The organism is Corynebacterium alimapuense, assembly GCF_003716585.1.
Lineage (GTDB): Bacteria > Actinomycetota > Actinomycetes > Mycobacteriales > Mycobacteriaceae > Corynebacterium > Corynebacterium alimapuense.
Genome location: NZ_PTJO01000005.1, coordinates 321,226 through 334,554 on the forward strand (window position 1 = coordinate 321,226; position 13,329 = coordinate 334,554).

Below are 13,329 nucleotides of genomic sequence, written 5' to 3' on the forward strand. Positions count from 1 at the left end.
CTCCCCTAGTCTAACCTTGCTGTGCTTGGCGTCGTTCACGCACCGCAGCTGCTAGGTCGGCTAAGAGGTCGGTGGTGGTATCGAAATCCATACAAGCATCGGTCACCGACTGGCCGTAAACCAATCCTTCACCACCGTTGACCTTGAGTTTCTTTGGATCTAGTGGCTGCGCCCCAGCGACTAAGAATGATTCCATCATCACTCCTGCAATAGCGGAGTCACCAGCGGCAACCTGCGCTGAGATATCAGCGATCACTTCTGCCTGACGGTGGTGGTCCTTTCCAGAATTCGCATGCGAGGCATCCACCATCAGCCGTGGTGCCTGTCCACGTTCGCCCAGCTTCTCGACGGCCGCGGCTACCGAAGCGGCATCGAAATTCGGCCCCCCAGTGCCTCCTCGAAGAATGATGTGGCAATTAGAGTTACCTGCGGTCTCCACGACCGAAGGCCGGCCTTGATCCGAGGTGCCGAAGAAGAAATGTGGTTTTGCGGCAGCCGATACTGCATCGAGTGCTACCTGAGTATTTCCATCGGTCCCGTTTTTGAAACCAATCGGCATCGACATCCCCGAGGCCAGCTGCCGGTGCACTTGAGATTCGGTAGTACGCGCTCCGATTGCACCCCAGGACACGGCATCGGCGTAGTACTGCGGGGAATTTGGTTCGAGGAACTCACACGCTGCCGGCAGATCGAGGTTGACGATCTCAGTCAGCACCTTTCGAGCCAACTGCAGGCCGTGATGAACGTCGTAAGTGGCATTGAGGTCAGGATCATTGATGAGCCCTTTCCAACCAACGGTGGTGCGTGGCTTTTCGAAGTACACCCGCATCACTATCTTGAGATCATTCGCCAACAACCTGGCCAACGGGGAAAGTCGGTTAGCGTAGTCAGCCGCTGCTACCGGGTCATGGATGGAGCACGGACCGACCACAACGACCAAGCGATCATCGTCACCAGCGAAGATATCAGCGATTTCCTGCCGATCACGTTCCACCTTCGCTACTTGCTCCGGTGCCAGCGGCAAGTCCGCCTGTACCTGCTCTGGGCTGGGGAGCTCATGGAAAGCACGCACTCGACGGTTCGACGTAGATGGCGAATCAGCTAGGGATACCGGTGTACTCATGGTGTGAGGGCCTTTCTAGGGCGAGGGGGATGAGCTGGAGAAGTTGTCCAACAACGAAAAAGCAGCCCCTCGACCCGATTTCTCGGGGAGGTGCTGCTTCTAGGTTCCGGGGTATGTTCGCCGGTTTAGGTGCTTGGTTTAGGCAGGCACAACGGCGAGGTCATGGTGACTGCGACACAGTCCCGGAACCTCACCAAAATAAAATCGTCTAACGAACATGCCTTTTACTCTAACACGTGTGGTTTAGAGCCAGCCTTCTTTTCTCCGGTCCAACAGCCCAGCCTCGGACATGGCCGCGTCCACTGCTTGTTTATCAAACACATCCAGGCCATGCTCTTCCGCGAAGATCCGGCGACGGTTGTATCGGCTGTAACGACGATGGAACGCCCATCCGAGGAAGATAACAGCCACACCCAATACTGCAAGAATAAGCAGCCCGATCGGAGATGCCTTGCCAAATTCAGGGCCCAAAGGACCGCCGTCTTGTTGCTGGGCAAAGATCATGGCAGATTGCGCATGTAGTGCCACCGCTGAAAGGTGGTCGATGACGGGGAGATACACGAGGGATGACTCTTCCTATTTACCGATGGATTCTTCGGAACTATCAAGATACTCCGGTCCGATACCTGCGAACAGGTCATCTTCCGGCAATGAGGTGGAAACCCGAGTCTTGGCCAATTCAAATTCCTCGGTCGGCCACACTTGCTGCTGGACTTCTACTGGCGTGGCGAGGAAAGCCCCGGCTGGGTCGATCTGCGTGGCATGCGCCAGCAGCGCACTATCTCGATTCGGGAAGAACTCGGCGCACTCCACCTGAGTGGTCACCCTAGCCATGATATCTGCAGGGTTGCGCTCCCAACGCTCCAGCATTGGCCCATAGGGACTGGGTTTTCCTTCAGCTAGCAGTCGCTCATGGAACAAGCGCATGCGCTGACGGACAAAACCGTGGGTGTAGTAGAGCTTCAACGGAGTCCAAGCTTGACCAAGCTCGGGGGCAAACTCAGCATCTCCGGCCTGCTCCCAGGCGATCATCGATGCCTCATGCACCTTCAGGTGGTCCGGGTGCGGGTAACCGCCGTTTTCATCATAAGTAATGATCGCATGCGGGCGGAAGCTCCGGATGACCTTAACAAATTCTCGGGCCACCATCTGACCGTCTTCCAAAGCGAAACAGCCCTGCGGAAGCGGTGGCAACGGGTCCCCTTGGGGAAGCCCAGAATCCATGTGGCCTAGCCATACATGCTCTACCCCCAGGGCTTCGGCGGAAGCAGCCATTTCCTCGCGACGAATTTCCACCATATTTTCCAATACACCAGGGCGATCCATGGCGGGATTGAGAATATCGCCGCGCTCGCCTCCAGTGCAGGTCAACACCATGACACGATTGCCCTCGGCGGCGTACCTGGCGGTAGTGGCCGCCCCTTTGGAGGCCTCGTCGTCGGGGTGGGCGTGGATCGCTAGAAGTCGGAATCCGCTCACAGAACTTCGCTTCCTTCCATCAGGGCACAGGCGGGCATGAACCTCTTCTATCTTAGTAGGTCCACCATGCAGGCGGTGTAATCCGGCCGTCCGTTAGGATGAAGTCATCAGGCCCGTTGATGTCACAGAGGTAAAAGATGAGCACTCCCGCCAATCGCCCGGCTTCCCGCTACGGCACCTCCGAGTCTGCCTCTCCCATCGGGCAACCGAAAGGGATCGCCAGCAAAGTCGTCGCCATCGGCGGAGTCATTCTCATGGTGGCAATAATCATCGCGGTTGGCCGCTACATCATCAACCGCGAAGACCAAGCAGTCTCAATCACCATGGCTTCGCATGAGCGAGTCGACGATTCCACAATGCGTTTGTGGGTGGATGTCACCCGCGATGACACCACCGTGCCGTCCTATTGCATTGTCACCGCAATCGATTACTCCATGGCAGAGGTCGGACGCAGGGAGCTACTGATTCCCACCGGCGGAAATGCTGTGCAGCGCATCCAAGTAGACATCCCTTCCCGTGACCTCCCAGTCTCCGGTGGCGTCTATGGCTGTTCGACCACGATTCCCAGTCATATGCTGTTCAGTGAGTAGCCGACGCTAGTAAGCAATGCCTTTGTGTTAAAATGCCTGATAATCGATCACTCCGGTGGGTCAAGCTCGGGGGCACACGGCTTTCACCGTCGGTAACCGCGCCCTGCTCACCGGACACGCAGGGAAGGCACGCAAACGCATGGCAGAATCCAAGCAGTACATCACTCCGGAGACCAAGGCGAAGCTGGAGTCTGAGCTTCAGGCGCTCATTGACAATCGCTCGGCCGTCGCCGCCGAGATCAACGAACGGCGCGAGGAGGGTGACCTCAAGGAGAACGCTGGCTACGATGCGGCGCGTGAAATGCAGGATCAAGAAGAGGCCCGCATCAAGCGGATCTCCGAGGTCCTCGCCAACGCCACCACCGAGCGTGAGCACATCGTCGAGGGCGTTGCGCTGGTTGGTTCAGTCGTTCACGTCTACTACAACGGTGACAAGAACGATAAGGAGACCTTCTTGATCGGCACCCGTGCCGCAGCCTCCGATAACAAGGACCTAGAGACCTACTCCGAGCAGTCCCCACTGGGAGCTGCACTGTTGGGTGCACATGAGGGCGAGACTCGTGAATACCACGCCCCCAACGGCGCACTGTTGACGGTGACCTTGGAGTCCGCTTCCCCCTATGATTCACAACTTGCTGCTACGCCGCGCGAAGACTAGTAAAATCCACTGCATCTTCCCACGCGATCACCCGGAGGTTTCCTGATTATGACCATCTTCCCTCGCAAGGCCGCCGCTATTGTCGGCACCGCCACTTTGGCGTTGGCCCTGGCTTCCTGCACCCCGCCGAACGAGAATCCTTCCACTCTCAAGGTGGATACGGCGACTGAGTTCGAAGCTCCTACGATGGAAGAGTCTTCTTCCACCAGCGAAACCACGACGAGCGAGGCTAACTCCCTCGTTGTTGAGGACACTCTCGTCGGCTCTGAGCTGGAGCCGACTGTGGACTTCGTCGGCTAAGAACGACTATGCATCTCCACACCACCGCCCAGGTTCTCGTCGCTTTCAGCGCCGTCGGCCTGGGCTTCGGTCTATCTGCGTGCAGCCCGCCGAACGAGAATCCTTCCACTCTCAAGGTGGATACTGCCACAGCGGTTAAAGGCCCCAGCACAACAATGACGAACATAGCCTCCAACATGCCGGGGGTCATCGACTGTGTCGGCACCCCCGAGGTCGCACCAGAGGAGCTGTCTTTGGACTGCACTGATGACAGTGATCGCATCGTAGATATTGAGTGGTCCGAATGGACTGAGGAAATAGCTTCCGGCACCGCGACTAGGCAAAGCAGTGATTCTACTGGTGATGTCGATACCAGCGAGGTCACCGTTGAGCTCTCAGACCCGGCATCCGGTGGCAGCGGGCTGGCTTTTAGCACGCTTTTGGTAGATGGCCAGACGATTATTCTCTAGGTGTTGGGTTCGTTAAATCCCCGCCCGAGAACAAAAAGAAGGACCCACAGATAATGTGGGTCCTTCTTTTTGAGTTCTACAGTGCTGTAAATCAGTTACTGCGGAAGTAGGAGAGCAAGCGCAGGATCTCGGTGTAGAGCCAGACGAGGGTCACAGACAAGCCAAGAGCAACGCCCCAGGCCATCTTGGAGGGTGCACCAGCACGGATCATCTTGTCGGCCATATCAAAGTCAGAGAGGAAGCTAACTGCAGCCAAGCCGATGCAGACGATGGAGAAAATGATGGCCAGAATGCCACCATCACGCAGCGGGTTGGATCCGGTGAACATAGCTAGCAGCAGGTTGCCCACACTGAGGACCAAGACGCCAATGATCGCGCCGGTAACAATCCGGTTGAACTTCGGAGTGACCTTCACTGCACCGGTTTTATAAACAAACAGCATTCCGAGGAATACACCAACGGTGCCCAGGACGGCCTGACCGATCAGTGCACCAGCATCAGAATCGCCGACTAGCATGCCGGAGAACATCACAGAGATGCCGCCGACGAATAACCCTTCAAAAGCAGCGTAAATCAAAGTCACTGCTGCGGAGCCGTACTTCTTGCCGAAGGTAGCTACCAGCACGGTGATCAGACCACCGATGGCACCGACCATGGTCAAGGTCATTGCCAGACCGGGGTTAGACAACGAGATGACAAAGTTGACGATGGCAAAAACCACAATCACGCCGAGCGTGATACCCGTCTTAGTCACCACATCGTCGACGGTCATAGGCCGATCCCCCGCCTGCTGCGCGGGAGTCTGACCATAAGCGGCATACGGGTCTTGATAACCCTGCGGGGTGCCACTCTGCTGACTGTTCGTTGGCGTGGACAGTGAATTCATAACAGGGTTGCTACTGCGCATTTCTTAACCCGGCTCTTTCCCGTGTGTCGGTTTCTCAATCATGCTTATATCCGCTACAACGTACCAAGTTTTAATTTAGTTCCCCGGCTAAGCTCAAAAAACGGTAGTATCGCGTGACCATCTAGACCAAACTCTTCTCCGAAAGCGTAGGTGTTATCTCCACAGTGGAGCCTCCTCAACGATTATCCAATCCCCCTTCAAGAATCGATAGCGGGGGGACGGCATGATCGCCGCAGTATTCTCTCTGATCCTCGGATTGTTGGTTGTCGCCCTGATCATCGTGGCCAACGGCTACTTCGTGGCTCAAGAATTCGCCTACATGTCAGTGGACCGCACAGAGTTGCGGGCATTGGCAGGAAAGGGTGATAAAAGGGCACAATCAGCACTCAAGATCACCAAACGAACCTCATTTATGCTCTCTGGAGCACAGCTAGGCATTACCGTCACTGGCCTATTGGTTGGCTTTATCGCTGAGCCGATGGTCGGGCAAGCTCTCGGCACCCTCCTAGGTGGAGCCGGCATACCAACCGCAGTGTCCGTAGGAATAGGAACTTTCCTCGCCTTAGCTTTCTCCACAGTGGTGCAAATGATCTTCGGTGAGCTTTTCCCCAAGAACTACACGATCGCTGCGCCCTTGCAATCCTCATTGGCCCTGGCACGTTCGATCACCATCTACCTGGCATTATTTGGCTGGCTGATTAAGTTCTTCGATGTCTCCTCCAACACTCTCCTGCGCTTACTGCGCATCGAACCAGTCGAAGACGTCGATTCCACAGCCACTACCGAGGACTTGGAGCATATTGTGGCGTCCTCGCGCGAGAGTGGAGATCTCCCGAACAGCACCTTTTTGGTCCTTGACCGGCTGCTAGATTTCCCCGAGCACGACGTCGAACACGCCATGATTCCGCGTTCGCGAACCGATGTCGTCGATCCTTCGACCACGATCGGTGAGGTACGGGTACTCATGGCTTCCGCGCATACTCGCTACCCCATCATTGACGATGACCACGACCCGATCGGTGTCGTTCATCTTGCGGATGTCTTAACCACGGCGTTGCCTGACGCGACTCCGGTGACCACTCTCATGCGCAAACCGGTAGTGATGTCGGAGCTGATGTCACTTCCAGATGCTGTGGCAGAGCTGCGCGAGCATCAAGAGAAAATGGGCTGTGTTATTGACGAATACGGTGGGTTTGTCGGCATCATCACCGTCGAAGACCTAGCCGAAGAAATTCTCGGCGATGTATCCGATGAACACGATCCGAAAGACTCGGAAGATATCACCGCCATGGATATCGATACCTGGAGCGTAGACGGTGACACCCCGCTAGATGAGGTTGAAAGAGCCATCGGGCATGCCTTGCCCCAAGGCGATTTTGAAACCATCGCTGGGCTGATCATTTCTGAGGCCGGCGGTCTAGTGGATGAGGGTGAGGTCCACGAAGTCGAGCTCGAAGCTGAGCCCGAAGACTATGTCGAAGGTGAGGACTCCCCGATCCGCACCTTGCGGATGAGCATCACAGAGGTCGAACGCCATGTTCCCTCTCAAGTCCGGATCACTTTGCTCGAGGAGGAACGCTCATAATGGATTGGTATATTGCACTGCCGCTGACGGTGCTGATCATTTTAGGATCCGCGTTTTTCGTGGTGGTCGAATTTTCCCTGCTGGCAGCACGGCGTAATCGACTCGAGGAAACCGCCGGCACCTCGGCGTCTTCTCGGGCAGCGTTGCGCAGCCTCAACGAGCTCACTCTCATGCTTGCCGGAGCGCAGCTAGGCATCACTGCCGCTACTTTCGCTCTCGGCGCGATCACCAAGCCTTGGGTGCATCATTTGCTCATGCCGGCCTTCGATGCGCTTAATTTGTCCACCACTGTGGCAGATTCGCTCTCGTTCATTCTGGCGCTGTTTATTGTCACTTTCCTCCATCTGGTGATCGGAGAAATGGCCCCTAAATCATGGGCGATCGCCCACCCGGAATCCGCGATTCGTCTTATCGCGCTTCCTGCCCGCGGTTTCATTACCATCTTCCGACCGTTGTTGACCTGGGTCAATAAGATGGCCAATAGGCTGGTCAAGCGTGCAGGTCAGGAACCGGTAGAAAGCGCCGCGGCCAAGGGCTACGACGCTGATACGCTGCGCCGTTTGGTCGAACACTCTCGCGATACCGGCACCCTGGATGATATTTCGGCCAACCAAATTTCCGGTGTCATCGCCTTGGATTTTGCCACCGTCGGCGACGCGATAACCCCGCGTACGTTACTGCCGGCAGATGCCACGGTCTCGCAAGTCCACCATCGATCCCGCGAGACGGGTGCGATGAGAATTCTTATCGACGCCCCCGTCGATGCCCCAGACCCAGGCCCGCATCTGGTCCATGTCCGGGATACTTTGCTCGCGGATCCCAAAACCCCCGCCAGCCAGTATGCGCGTCCGGCGTTGATGCTGACGCAATCAACCACCATGTCTGAGGCGCTTAATCGGATGCGAAGCAGCAATGAACAGGTAGCCATCGTCATCCCCGAAGATGGTGTGGCTGATCAGCCCGGAGAAGTAGTCGGAGTAGTCACCTGGGACGATATCCTGGGCCGTCTATGGCCGAGTATCGCCGAGGAACTAGATCGCGTCCAAGCTGGTCGGCAGGCTTAAAGCTAAAGCCCTAAAGCCGCACGACCACCTTGGCGGTGGCATGTCCTTGTTCAACCAGCGACACTGCCTCCGCCGCGCGCTCTAGGGGTAGTACCTCACCGATGGTGACTTGTGCTCGGCCATCGGTGAGCAACTGGGCCAGTTTCACATAGGTCTCTCGATCGCGGCGCCGCTCCACCCCCGTGCCACCAAGTTCAACTACCAGAGACCTATCTGCCACCGAGATCAAGGCATCGCTCAGGCTCGATGCTTCTTGCAGCACTGTGCCACCCACCACGTCGAATACAGCAGCTGGGTGCTCGGCGATATCTAGCACTCGCTCCACCCAGCCATCTCCAGAGGCCACTGGACGTCCGCCCAAAGATGAGATCAGTTCGCGTTTTCCCGCACTTGCCACACCAATAACGTCGATCCCGCGAGCCACCGCTAGCGCGGTAATGGCGGTGCCCACTCCCCCGCCAGCGCCAACAACCACGAGACTTTGCCCAGCGTGTAGACCCAGCTGATCTAAGGCATCGTAGGCGGTGCCATAGGCAACCGGAATACACGCTGCCTGAAACAACGGCAGCCCTTCGGGGACCGCGGCGGTAGCGGCGGCGTCGAGAAGCGTGTAGTCAGCGAAACAGCCGTAGCCTGAAGCCGCAGAGCCAAAGACCAGCTCGTCTATCTCGATCCCTTCAACCCCGTGGCCTAAAGCAATTACTCGGCCGGCAGCCTCCCGACCGAAGGCCATGGGAAAGATCACTTCAAACTCGTTGGTGCCTTCCCGAGTCTTGATATCGCCAGGGTTAACTGAGCTTGCTAAGACCTCGATGAGGACCTGGCCTGGGCCTGGGGTGGGCTTTGAGGCATGCAGAAGTGAAGCAACCTCAGGACCGCCATGAGTAGTGAAGCCAAAGATGCGCATGCCACTAACATAGCGATTTCACGGCCATTTTCAGGGAGAACGCACCAAATGAGAGTTAGCACCGCCTGTGACAAGAGCAGAACTCTGCACGGCTTTTCACCAAAAATACAATTCGTACTAGTGACTATTTTCGAACTGGAAATCCTAGTAACTATGTGAGTTTCATGACCGAGAAATAATCCAAGAGAAAACTCATAAACCATGCCACACCCAAGGAGATCATCTCCACAATCTGACAATGCCAGAAAATGAGTTTCACAACTATGGGGCTATGAAATCTTGCCTTGTTGTTCCCTACAAGAGTAGGGAAACTACCCAACAGCTAGATAGACATAGTGATCATCTTGGGCGACAGCAACACCACAGTTCAATCCAGAGAGACACGTTCCTAAAAGCGGATATGTTCGTCCGATAGTCCAATATTTCATCAGATTCTGCCCCTTTCCTATGATCTGCTCATCAATCATGCTGCGGTCATACCTGCGAAGACGAGACATCTGATTGGGCACAGCAATGCCCTCTTCATCGTAGGCGAATTCTACGAGCTCACCAGCAAGGACAGCATCTATGCAGTCTTACGCATGGCTACTATGCTCAGAGGAATGCGCATATTTCCCCTAAGCAATGCCTAAAAATGACAATTAATACGCCTACCGACCCGATGACTAGACCATCGATTAGATACTGCTTCAGACGCGGACACTATGAGCATGTCCCGCCTCGTACACCTAACAGCCGACCCCCGCCGCCCCTCAGCAACGCCTCCACCAAGAGAAGCGACAGCATGGCCATAAGAAAAAACCGCTGCCACGCACCAACATGCCACGACAAACAGGACAACTTGAGAAAACAACACCTCAAACCAAAGGAAGCAACCAGCGACGAGCACATCACACTCAAAATCACTAAGATGCCCTGACCCGAAGCTCATCTAAATTTAGAAATATCCACAACAATCCAAAAGAAGGAAACTACTATGCCAAACCATCAACGTTCAGCACTCAAGGCTCTCGAAAAAACTAAAAGGCTCAGAAAAACTCGAAAAACCCTGAAACACCAGCATCAGGGCATGAGGAACAACTTCACCATCGAGATAATCAAAAACAAACTCAGACGTCTATCTCAGCTTCTGCCTGAACGAGATAGACATAATCATCATCTTGAGCTGCAACCAAAGCGCAGTCCGACTCAGACATGTCTTGTAGTTCGCTTAACTCTTCACCTTGAGCCAAGTCTTCTTCCAGCTCCGCCTCCCTATCGGCCACGTACAATTCCGCCTCAGCAAGCTGTTCAGCAATCTCTACATCAATCGTGCTGCGGTCAAATCTAGTAAAATTAAATCCTCCCAAATAGGCAGTGTCGTCATCTGCACTATCAAAAAGGGAAGCCATGTCATCGTCGTCCTCAAGCAGACGATCAATAACCTCTTGAGTGTAGGCATTCAGCCCTGGAGAAATCCTACATCCCTCCAGTTCAGCATATTTGATCCACGCTTGCCGCAGGGGCTCAGCAGCTGTTACTTCTGGCTCTGGAGAGTCTTCTAGGGAGTCTGTCGAAGACGGTGAACACGCCACCGCAAAAGGAACGACAGACAAGATTGCAGATGCCACCAACACACGAGAAAAAATAGCCATTAACTTAAAATAGCCTAAAAAAATCCAGCATGCGCAGGAATCACTTAGCTCTGATTATTAAGATGTCGAAAAATATGAGCAGATCTGCACAAACATCAAGAAGCCAACGATTATCAATGCCAACCCTGAGTCCAGCGCTAAAGATGATCTCTCCAATTTCGACGAGAATCTAAATTATGTCCTCGCAGTTGTCTCCAGCTCATGAAGAATACTGTGAATTTTTTAGCAGGTAGGCGATTAGCTACGGGCTGCCTACCTAGAGCATTTCCGACTCTGTTCATTGTCCTCAAGAATCTTAAGACAAGGATGGCCGATGCCTAGCATTCTGTATCAGCATTCGCAGCCGACAGTTCCGGCACCCTTAACCCACGTGATCACTAACTAAATATATCGAGGTCCAAACTGTGCTTCGCAATATTTAACAGCACGTTACCTGCTCATTGTGCCCCCAGTCGGACTCGAACCGACACTGTGCCGATTTTAAGTCGGCTGCCTCTGCCATTGGGCTATGGGGGCGATCGGCGGGGATTAACCCGCTTCAAGAAACCTATTCTAGAACATCGCTCTCAGAGTCAGAGATTCAGGCTCTCTGCCAGGCTAGTGATGATCCCATCGAGGATATCTTTCTCACTGATGACGAAGGATTTAGCCGAGGAATTCTCCTCCAACATGCCCATAATTTCCTCCACGATGACGCAGCCACTGCCTAGGACATCGGCACGCCCAGGGTGGACCACTGGGTTGAGCGTACGGGCCTCGGAAGACTGCTTCCGAATCTCTCGAGTCAGGACCCGCAAGGCGGAAAATCTCAGCACGGAAGAGTGGATTTCTACCGGATCGTACTTCTCTAGGCCCTGCGCCAGGGCAGAGAGAGTAGTAAAAGTACCAGCTACTCCGACGACAGTCTTAGCTTTGTTGATCGGAACAGTCTTGACCACATCTACTAGCCGATCCTGAATATAGGAGCGAGCAATCTCCACCTCAGTCTCGGTGGGTGGATCGGCACGCATGATCCGTTCAGTCAGGCGCACACAGCCCATTTGGGTGGAGTGTGCTCCCATGACCTCTCCCTCGGAGCTGCCCACAATGAACTCAGTGGACCCGCCACCCAGATCGATCACACAAAACGGGCCTTGTGCCGGGTCAAGGTCAGTAATCGCTCCGAGGAAAGACAGGTCAGCTTCTTCATCGCCCGAGATAACTTCGGCCTGAGCACCCGGGGTGATCTGACCGAGCAGCTCGGCGGTCATCGCGAAAAATTCGTCGCGGTTGGAAGCATCCCGAGTAGCCGAGGTGGCCACCATTCGGACTGCCTTTACTTCTTCGAACTTCATAATCTGTACGAAGCCTTCAAGCGCCACACGTGTGCGTTCAATGGCCGCTGGGTCTAGCTTTCCGGTTTCATCGACCATCCGGCCCAATCGAACGATCTCCATGGTGCGGTGGATCTCGGTGACGGAATCTCCCCGAACCTCACAGATCAGCAGGCGGATGGAGTTGGTTCCGCAGTCAACAGCAGCAATCCTGGTCATTTCGCGGACTCCTGATAATTTTCATCAAACTGGTGGGCATCAAATCCAAGCTCAGCACAGGTCGGCCAGTCCTGCGGAATCGCGGTTCCGCGCAGGCCGCCACGGTCCGCAGCCAGCGCAACCGCCTCGGTACCCAAACGGACCCGATCAGGGCCTTCAGCTAGGGCGTAGGCGATGAGAACGTGCAGGCATTTGACTCGATCAGGCATCCCGCCACCAGAGAAATCGGTGCCCAGATCCTCCACTGCATTGCGAGAAGCAAGGAAATGCTCATGGGCAGCGCGATAGTCAGCAGCTAGGTCGAGATCCTCTGCCAAGCGTGCTTCCATCCATTTCATTACTTGAGCGACCTCAAGACGAGATGCCTCAGCCGTCAGCCGAGGATCGGTGAGGTAGTAAAGGGTCGGAAAGGGGGTGCCATCCGGTAGGCGCGGGGCTGTCTTAACTACTCCGGGGGCACTATCAGGGCTGCGGTAGGCGATATCCAAGACACCGCGCGGCTTGCGACCAAGTTGCTTTTCGACGGTCGCCAAGTCTGCTTCATTGACACTCATGAAGATCATTCTTCCACGAGGATGTCCTCCGAGTCGACGGTGGGCACAGTGGCGACCGAGTCCCAGAGAATCTCGAACCATGTCCGCTGGGCGGCTAGCTCTTCTTGGGAAGTAGTAGCAGTGTCGTTCTGATCCATCCGCGGATCAATAATTCGGAAAGCGGTCTCCCCCGGCTCAATCAAACCTAGCCGGTTTCGAGCCTGTTCCTGCAGGTAGGAATCATCTTCATATTGTTCGATCTCCCCGAGTAGACGCTCTTTCTCCAATTGTTGGGAAGCGATCGTCTCATTGAGGCGAGTGATTTCGGAACGGCCCTGGAAATAGTTGCGCAGTGGCACTGTAATAGTAAATAGGACAATGATGAGCACCATCACAAGTACGCCCAATTCGACGGTGCCGGGCCGAAGCCTAGCGCTACTGGGGCGCTTTGCGGCCTGCTCTGCGGCGGCTTTCCGGGAAGCCACCGGTACTGTTCGCCGTCTACGCGATGTGGCCGGAGTAGGGGCCTTTTTCTGCTCTGCCATAGGACCTCTAAGTCTAGTCCAAG

Annotated in this window: 15 protein-coding genes and 1 tRNA gene; 6 read left to right on the top strand and 10 right to left on the bottom strand. The window is 55.1% G+C overall.

Features of this window, described 5'->3' with window-relative positions; translation table 11 throughout:
- Positions 1–10: 10 nt before the first annotated feature.
- From C5L39_RS08545 to mca, 3 genes are all read right to left on the bottom strand, one after another.
- The gene (locus C5L39_RS08545) at positions 11–1,123 is read right to left on the bottom strand and encodes a 3-deoxy-7-phosphoheptulonate synthase (protein WP_123048463.1); all 1,113 of its coding nucleotides are present in this window, start codon (positions 1,121–1,123) and stop codon (positions 11–13) included.
- A gap of 243 nt (positions 1,124–1,366) precedes the next feature.
- On the bottom strand, positions 1,367–1,627 hold the full coding sequence (locus C5L39_RS08550; RefSeq protein WP_123048621.1) for a hypothetical protein: 261 nt from the start codon (positions 1,625–1,627) through the stop codon (positions 1,367–1,369).
- Positions 1,628–1,699: 72 nt separating this feature from the next.
- Positions 1,700–2,602, bottom strand: coding sequence for a mycothiol conjugate amidase Mca (gene mca / locus C5L39_RS08555; protein ID WP_123048464.1), 903 nt, complete (start codon positions 2,600–2,602; stop codon positions 1,700–1,702).
- Between the two features lie 137 nt (positions 2,603–2,739).
- On the opposite strand from mca, the gene C5L39_RS08560 reads away from it, so the two are divergent.
- From C5L39_RS08560 to C5L39_RS08575, 4 genes are all read left to right on the top strand, one after another.
- Complete coding sequence (locus C5L39_RS08560; protein ID WP_123048465.1) at positions 2,740–3,192, top strand: DUF4307 domain-containing protein; 453 nt, start codon at positions 2,740–2,742, stop codon at positions 3,190–3,192.
- Positions 3,193–3,331: 139 nt separating this feature from the next.
- Positions 3,332–3,850: a transcription elongation factor GreA gene (gene greA, locus C5L39_RS08565; protein ID WP_123048622.1), complete on the top strand. Its 519-nt coding sequence runs from the start codon at positions 3,332–3,334 to the stop codon at positions 3,848–3,850.
- A 48-nt stretch (positions 3,851–3,898) separates the two neighbouring features.
- Positions 3,899–4,150 (top strand): hypothetical protein, encoded by a 252-nt coding sequence (locus tag C5L39_RS08570; protein WP_123048466.1) that lies wholly within the window; start codon positions 3,899–3,901, stop codon positions 4,148–4,150.
- Positions 4,151–4,158: 8 nt separating this feature from the next.
- On the top strand, positions 4,159–4,599 hold the full coding sequence (locus C5L39_RS08575) for a hypothetical protein (protein WP_123048467.1): 441 nt from the start codon (positions 4,159–4,161) through the stop codon (positions 4,597–4,599).
- 91 nt (positions 4,600–4,690) lie between these two features.
- Here C5L39_RS08575 and C5L39_RS08580 read toward each other — a convergent pair whose 3' ends face one another.
- The gene (locus C5L39_RS08580; protein ID WP_123048468.1) at positions 4,691–5,506 is read right to left on the bottom strand and encodes a Bax inhibitor-1/YccA family protein; all 816 of its coding nucleotides are present in this window, start codon (positions 5,504–5,506) and stop codon (positions 4,691–4,693) included.
- A 223-nt stretch (positions 5,507–5,729) separates the two neighbouring features.
- On the opposite strand from C5L39_RS08580, the gene C5L39_RS08585 reads away from it, so the two are divergent.
- Both C5L39_RS08585 and C5L39_RS08590 read left to right on the top strand, forming a co-directional pair.
- A complete protein-coding gene (locus C5L39_RS08585; protein WP_123048469.1) occupies positions 5,730–7,091 on the top strand; it encodes a hemolysin family protein in 1,362 nt (453 codons plus the stop codon).
- A complete protein-coding gene (locus tag C5L39_RS08590; protein WP_123048470.1) occupies positions 7,088–8,155 on the top strand; it encodes a CNNM domain-containing protein in 1,068 nt (355 codons plus the stop codon). The genes C5L39_RS08585 and C5L39_RS08590 overlap by 4 nt, the downstream gene beginning before the upstream one ends.
- A gap of 10 nt (positions 8,156–8,165) precedes the next feature.
- Here the strand turns inward: C5L39_RS08590 and C5L39_RS08595 are convergent, their stop codons facing one another.
- The 6 genes from C5L39_RS08595 to C5L39_RS08620 all read right to left on the bottom strand — a co-directional run bounded on the left by C5L39_RS08595 (position 8,166) and on the right by C5L39_RS08620 (position 13,306).
- Positions 8,166–9,062: a quinone oxidoreductase family protein gene (locus C5L39_RS08595; protein ID WP_123048471.1), complete on the bottom strand. Its 897-nt coding sequence runs from the start codon at positions 9,060–9,062 to the stop codon at positions 8,166–8,168.
- Between the two features lie 1,109 nt (positions 9,063–10,171).
- Positions 10,172–10,696 (bottom strand): hypothetical protein, encoded by a 525-nt coding sequence (locus tag C5L39_RS08600; RefSeq protein ID WP_123048472.1) that lies wholly within the window; start codon positions 10,694–10,696, stop codon positions 10,172–10,174.
- A 443-nt stretch (positions 10,697–11,139) separates the two neighbouring features.
- Positions 11,140–11,212: transfer RNA gene (locus tag C5L39_RS08605), tRNA-Leu, on the bottom strand.
- 56 nt (positions 11,213–11,268) lie between these two features.
- On the bottom strand, positions 11,269–12,228 hold the full coding sequence (locus tag C5L39_RS08610; RefSeq protein WP_123048473.1) for a Ppx/GppA phosphatase family protein: 960 nt from the start codon (positions 12,226–12,228) through the stop codon (positions 11,269–11,271).
- Positions 12,225–12,782 (bottom strand): DUF501 domain-containing protein, encoded by a 558-nt coding sequence (locus C5L39_RS08615; RefSeq protein WP_123048623.1) that lies wholly within the window; start codon positions 12,780–12,782, stop codon positions 12,225–12,227. Before C5L39_RS08615 ends, C5L39_RS08610 begins: the two co-directional genes overlap by 4 nt.
- A gap of 5 nt (positions 12,783–12,787) precedes the next feature.
- Positions 12,788–13,306 carry a septum formation initiator family protein gene (locus tag C5L39_RS08620; RefSeq protein ID WP_245974945.1) on the bottom strand — a complete coding sequence of 173 codons (519 nt, stop codon included), beginning with the start codon at positions 13,304–13,306 and terminating at the stop codon, positions 12,788–12,790.
- Positions 13,307–13,329: the final 23 nt, after the last annotated feature.

Coding starts and splice junctions, on each gene's coding strand:
- C5L39_RS08545 (WP_123048463.1), bottom strand. CDS start 1,123: ATGAGTACACCGGTATCCCTAGCTGATTCGCCATCTACGTCGAACCGT.
- C5L39_RS08550 (WP_123048621.1), bottom strand. CDS start 1,627: ATGATCTTTGCCCAGCAACAAGACGGCGGTCCTTTGGGCCCTGAATTT.
- C5L39_RS08560 (WP_123048465.1), top strand. CDS start 2,740: ATGAGCACTCCCGCCAATCGCCCGGCTTCCCGCTACGGCACCTCCGAG.
- greA (WP_123048622.1), top strand. CDS start 3,332: ATGGCAGAATCCAAGCAGTACATCACTCCGGAGACCAAGGCGAAGCTG.
- C5L39_RS08570 (WP_123048466.1), top strand. CDS start 3,899: ATGACCATCTTCCCTCGCAAGGCCGCCGCTATTGTCGGCACCGCCACT.
- C5L39_RS08575 (WP_123048467.1), top strand. CDS start 4,159: ATGCATCTCCACACCACCGCCCAGGTTCTCGTCGCTTTCAGCGCCGTC.
- C5L39_RS08580 (WP_123048468.1), bottom strand. CDS start 5,506: ATGCGCAGTAGCAACCCTGTTATGAATTCACTGTCCACGCCAACGAAC.
- C5L39_RS08585 (WP_123048469.1), top strand. CDS start 5,730: ATGATCGCCGCAGTATTCTCTCTGATCCTCGGATTGTTGGTTGTCGCC.
- C5L39_RS08595 (WP_123048471.1), bottom strand. CDS start 9,062: ATGCGCATCTTTGGCTTCACTACTCATGGCGGTCCTGAGGTTGCTTCA.
- C5L39_RS08600 (WP_123048472.1), bottom strand. CDS start 10,696: ATGGCTATTTTTTCTCGTGTGTTGGTGGCATCTGCAATCTTGTCTGTC.
- C5L39_RS08610 (WP_123048473.1), bottom strand. CDS start 12,228: ATGACCAGGATTGCTGCTGTTGACTGCGGAACCAACTCCATCCGCCTG.
- C5L39_RS08615 (WP_123048623.1), bottom strand. CDS start 12,782: ATGAGTGTCAATGAAGCAGACTTGGCGACCGTCGAAAAGCAACTTGGT.
- C5L39_RS08620 (WP_245974945.1), bottom strand. CDS start 13,306: ATGGCAGAGCAGAAAAAGGCCCCTACTCCGGCCACATCGCGTAGACGG.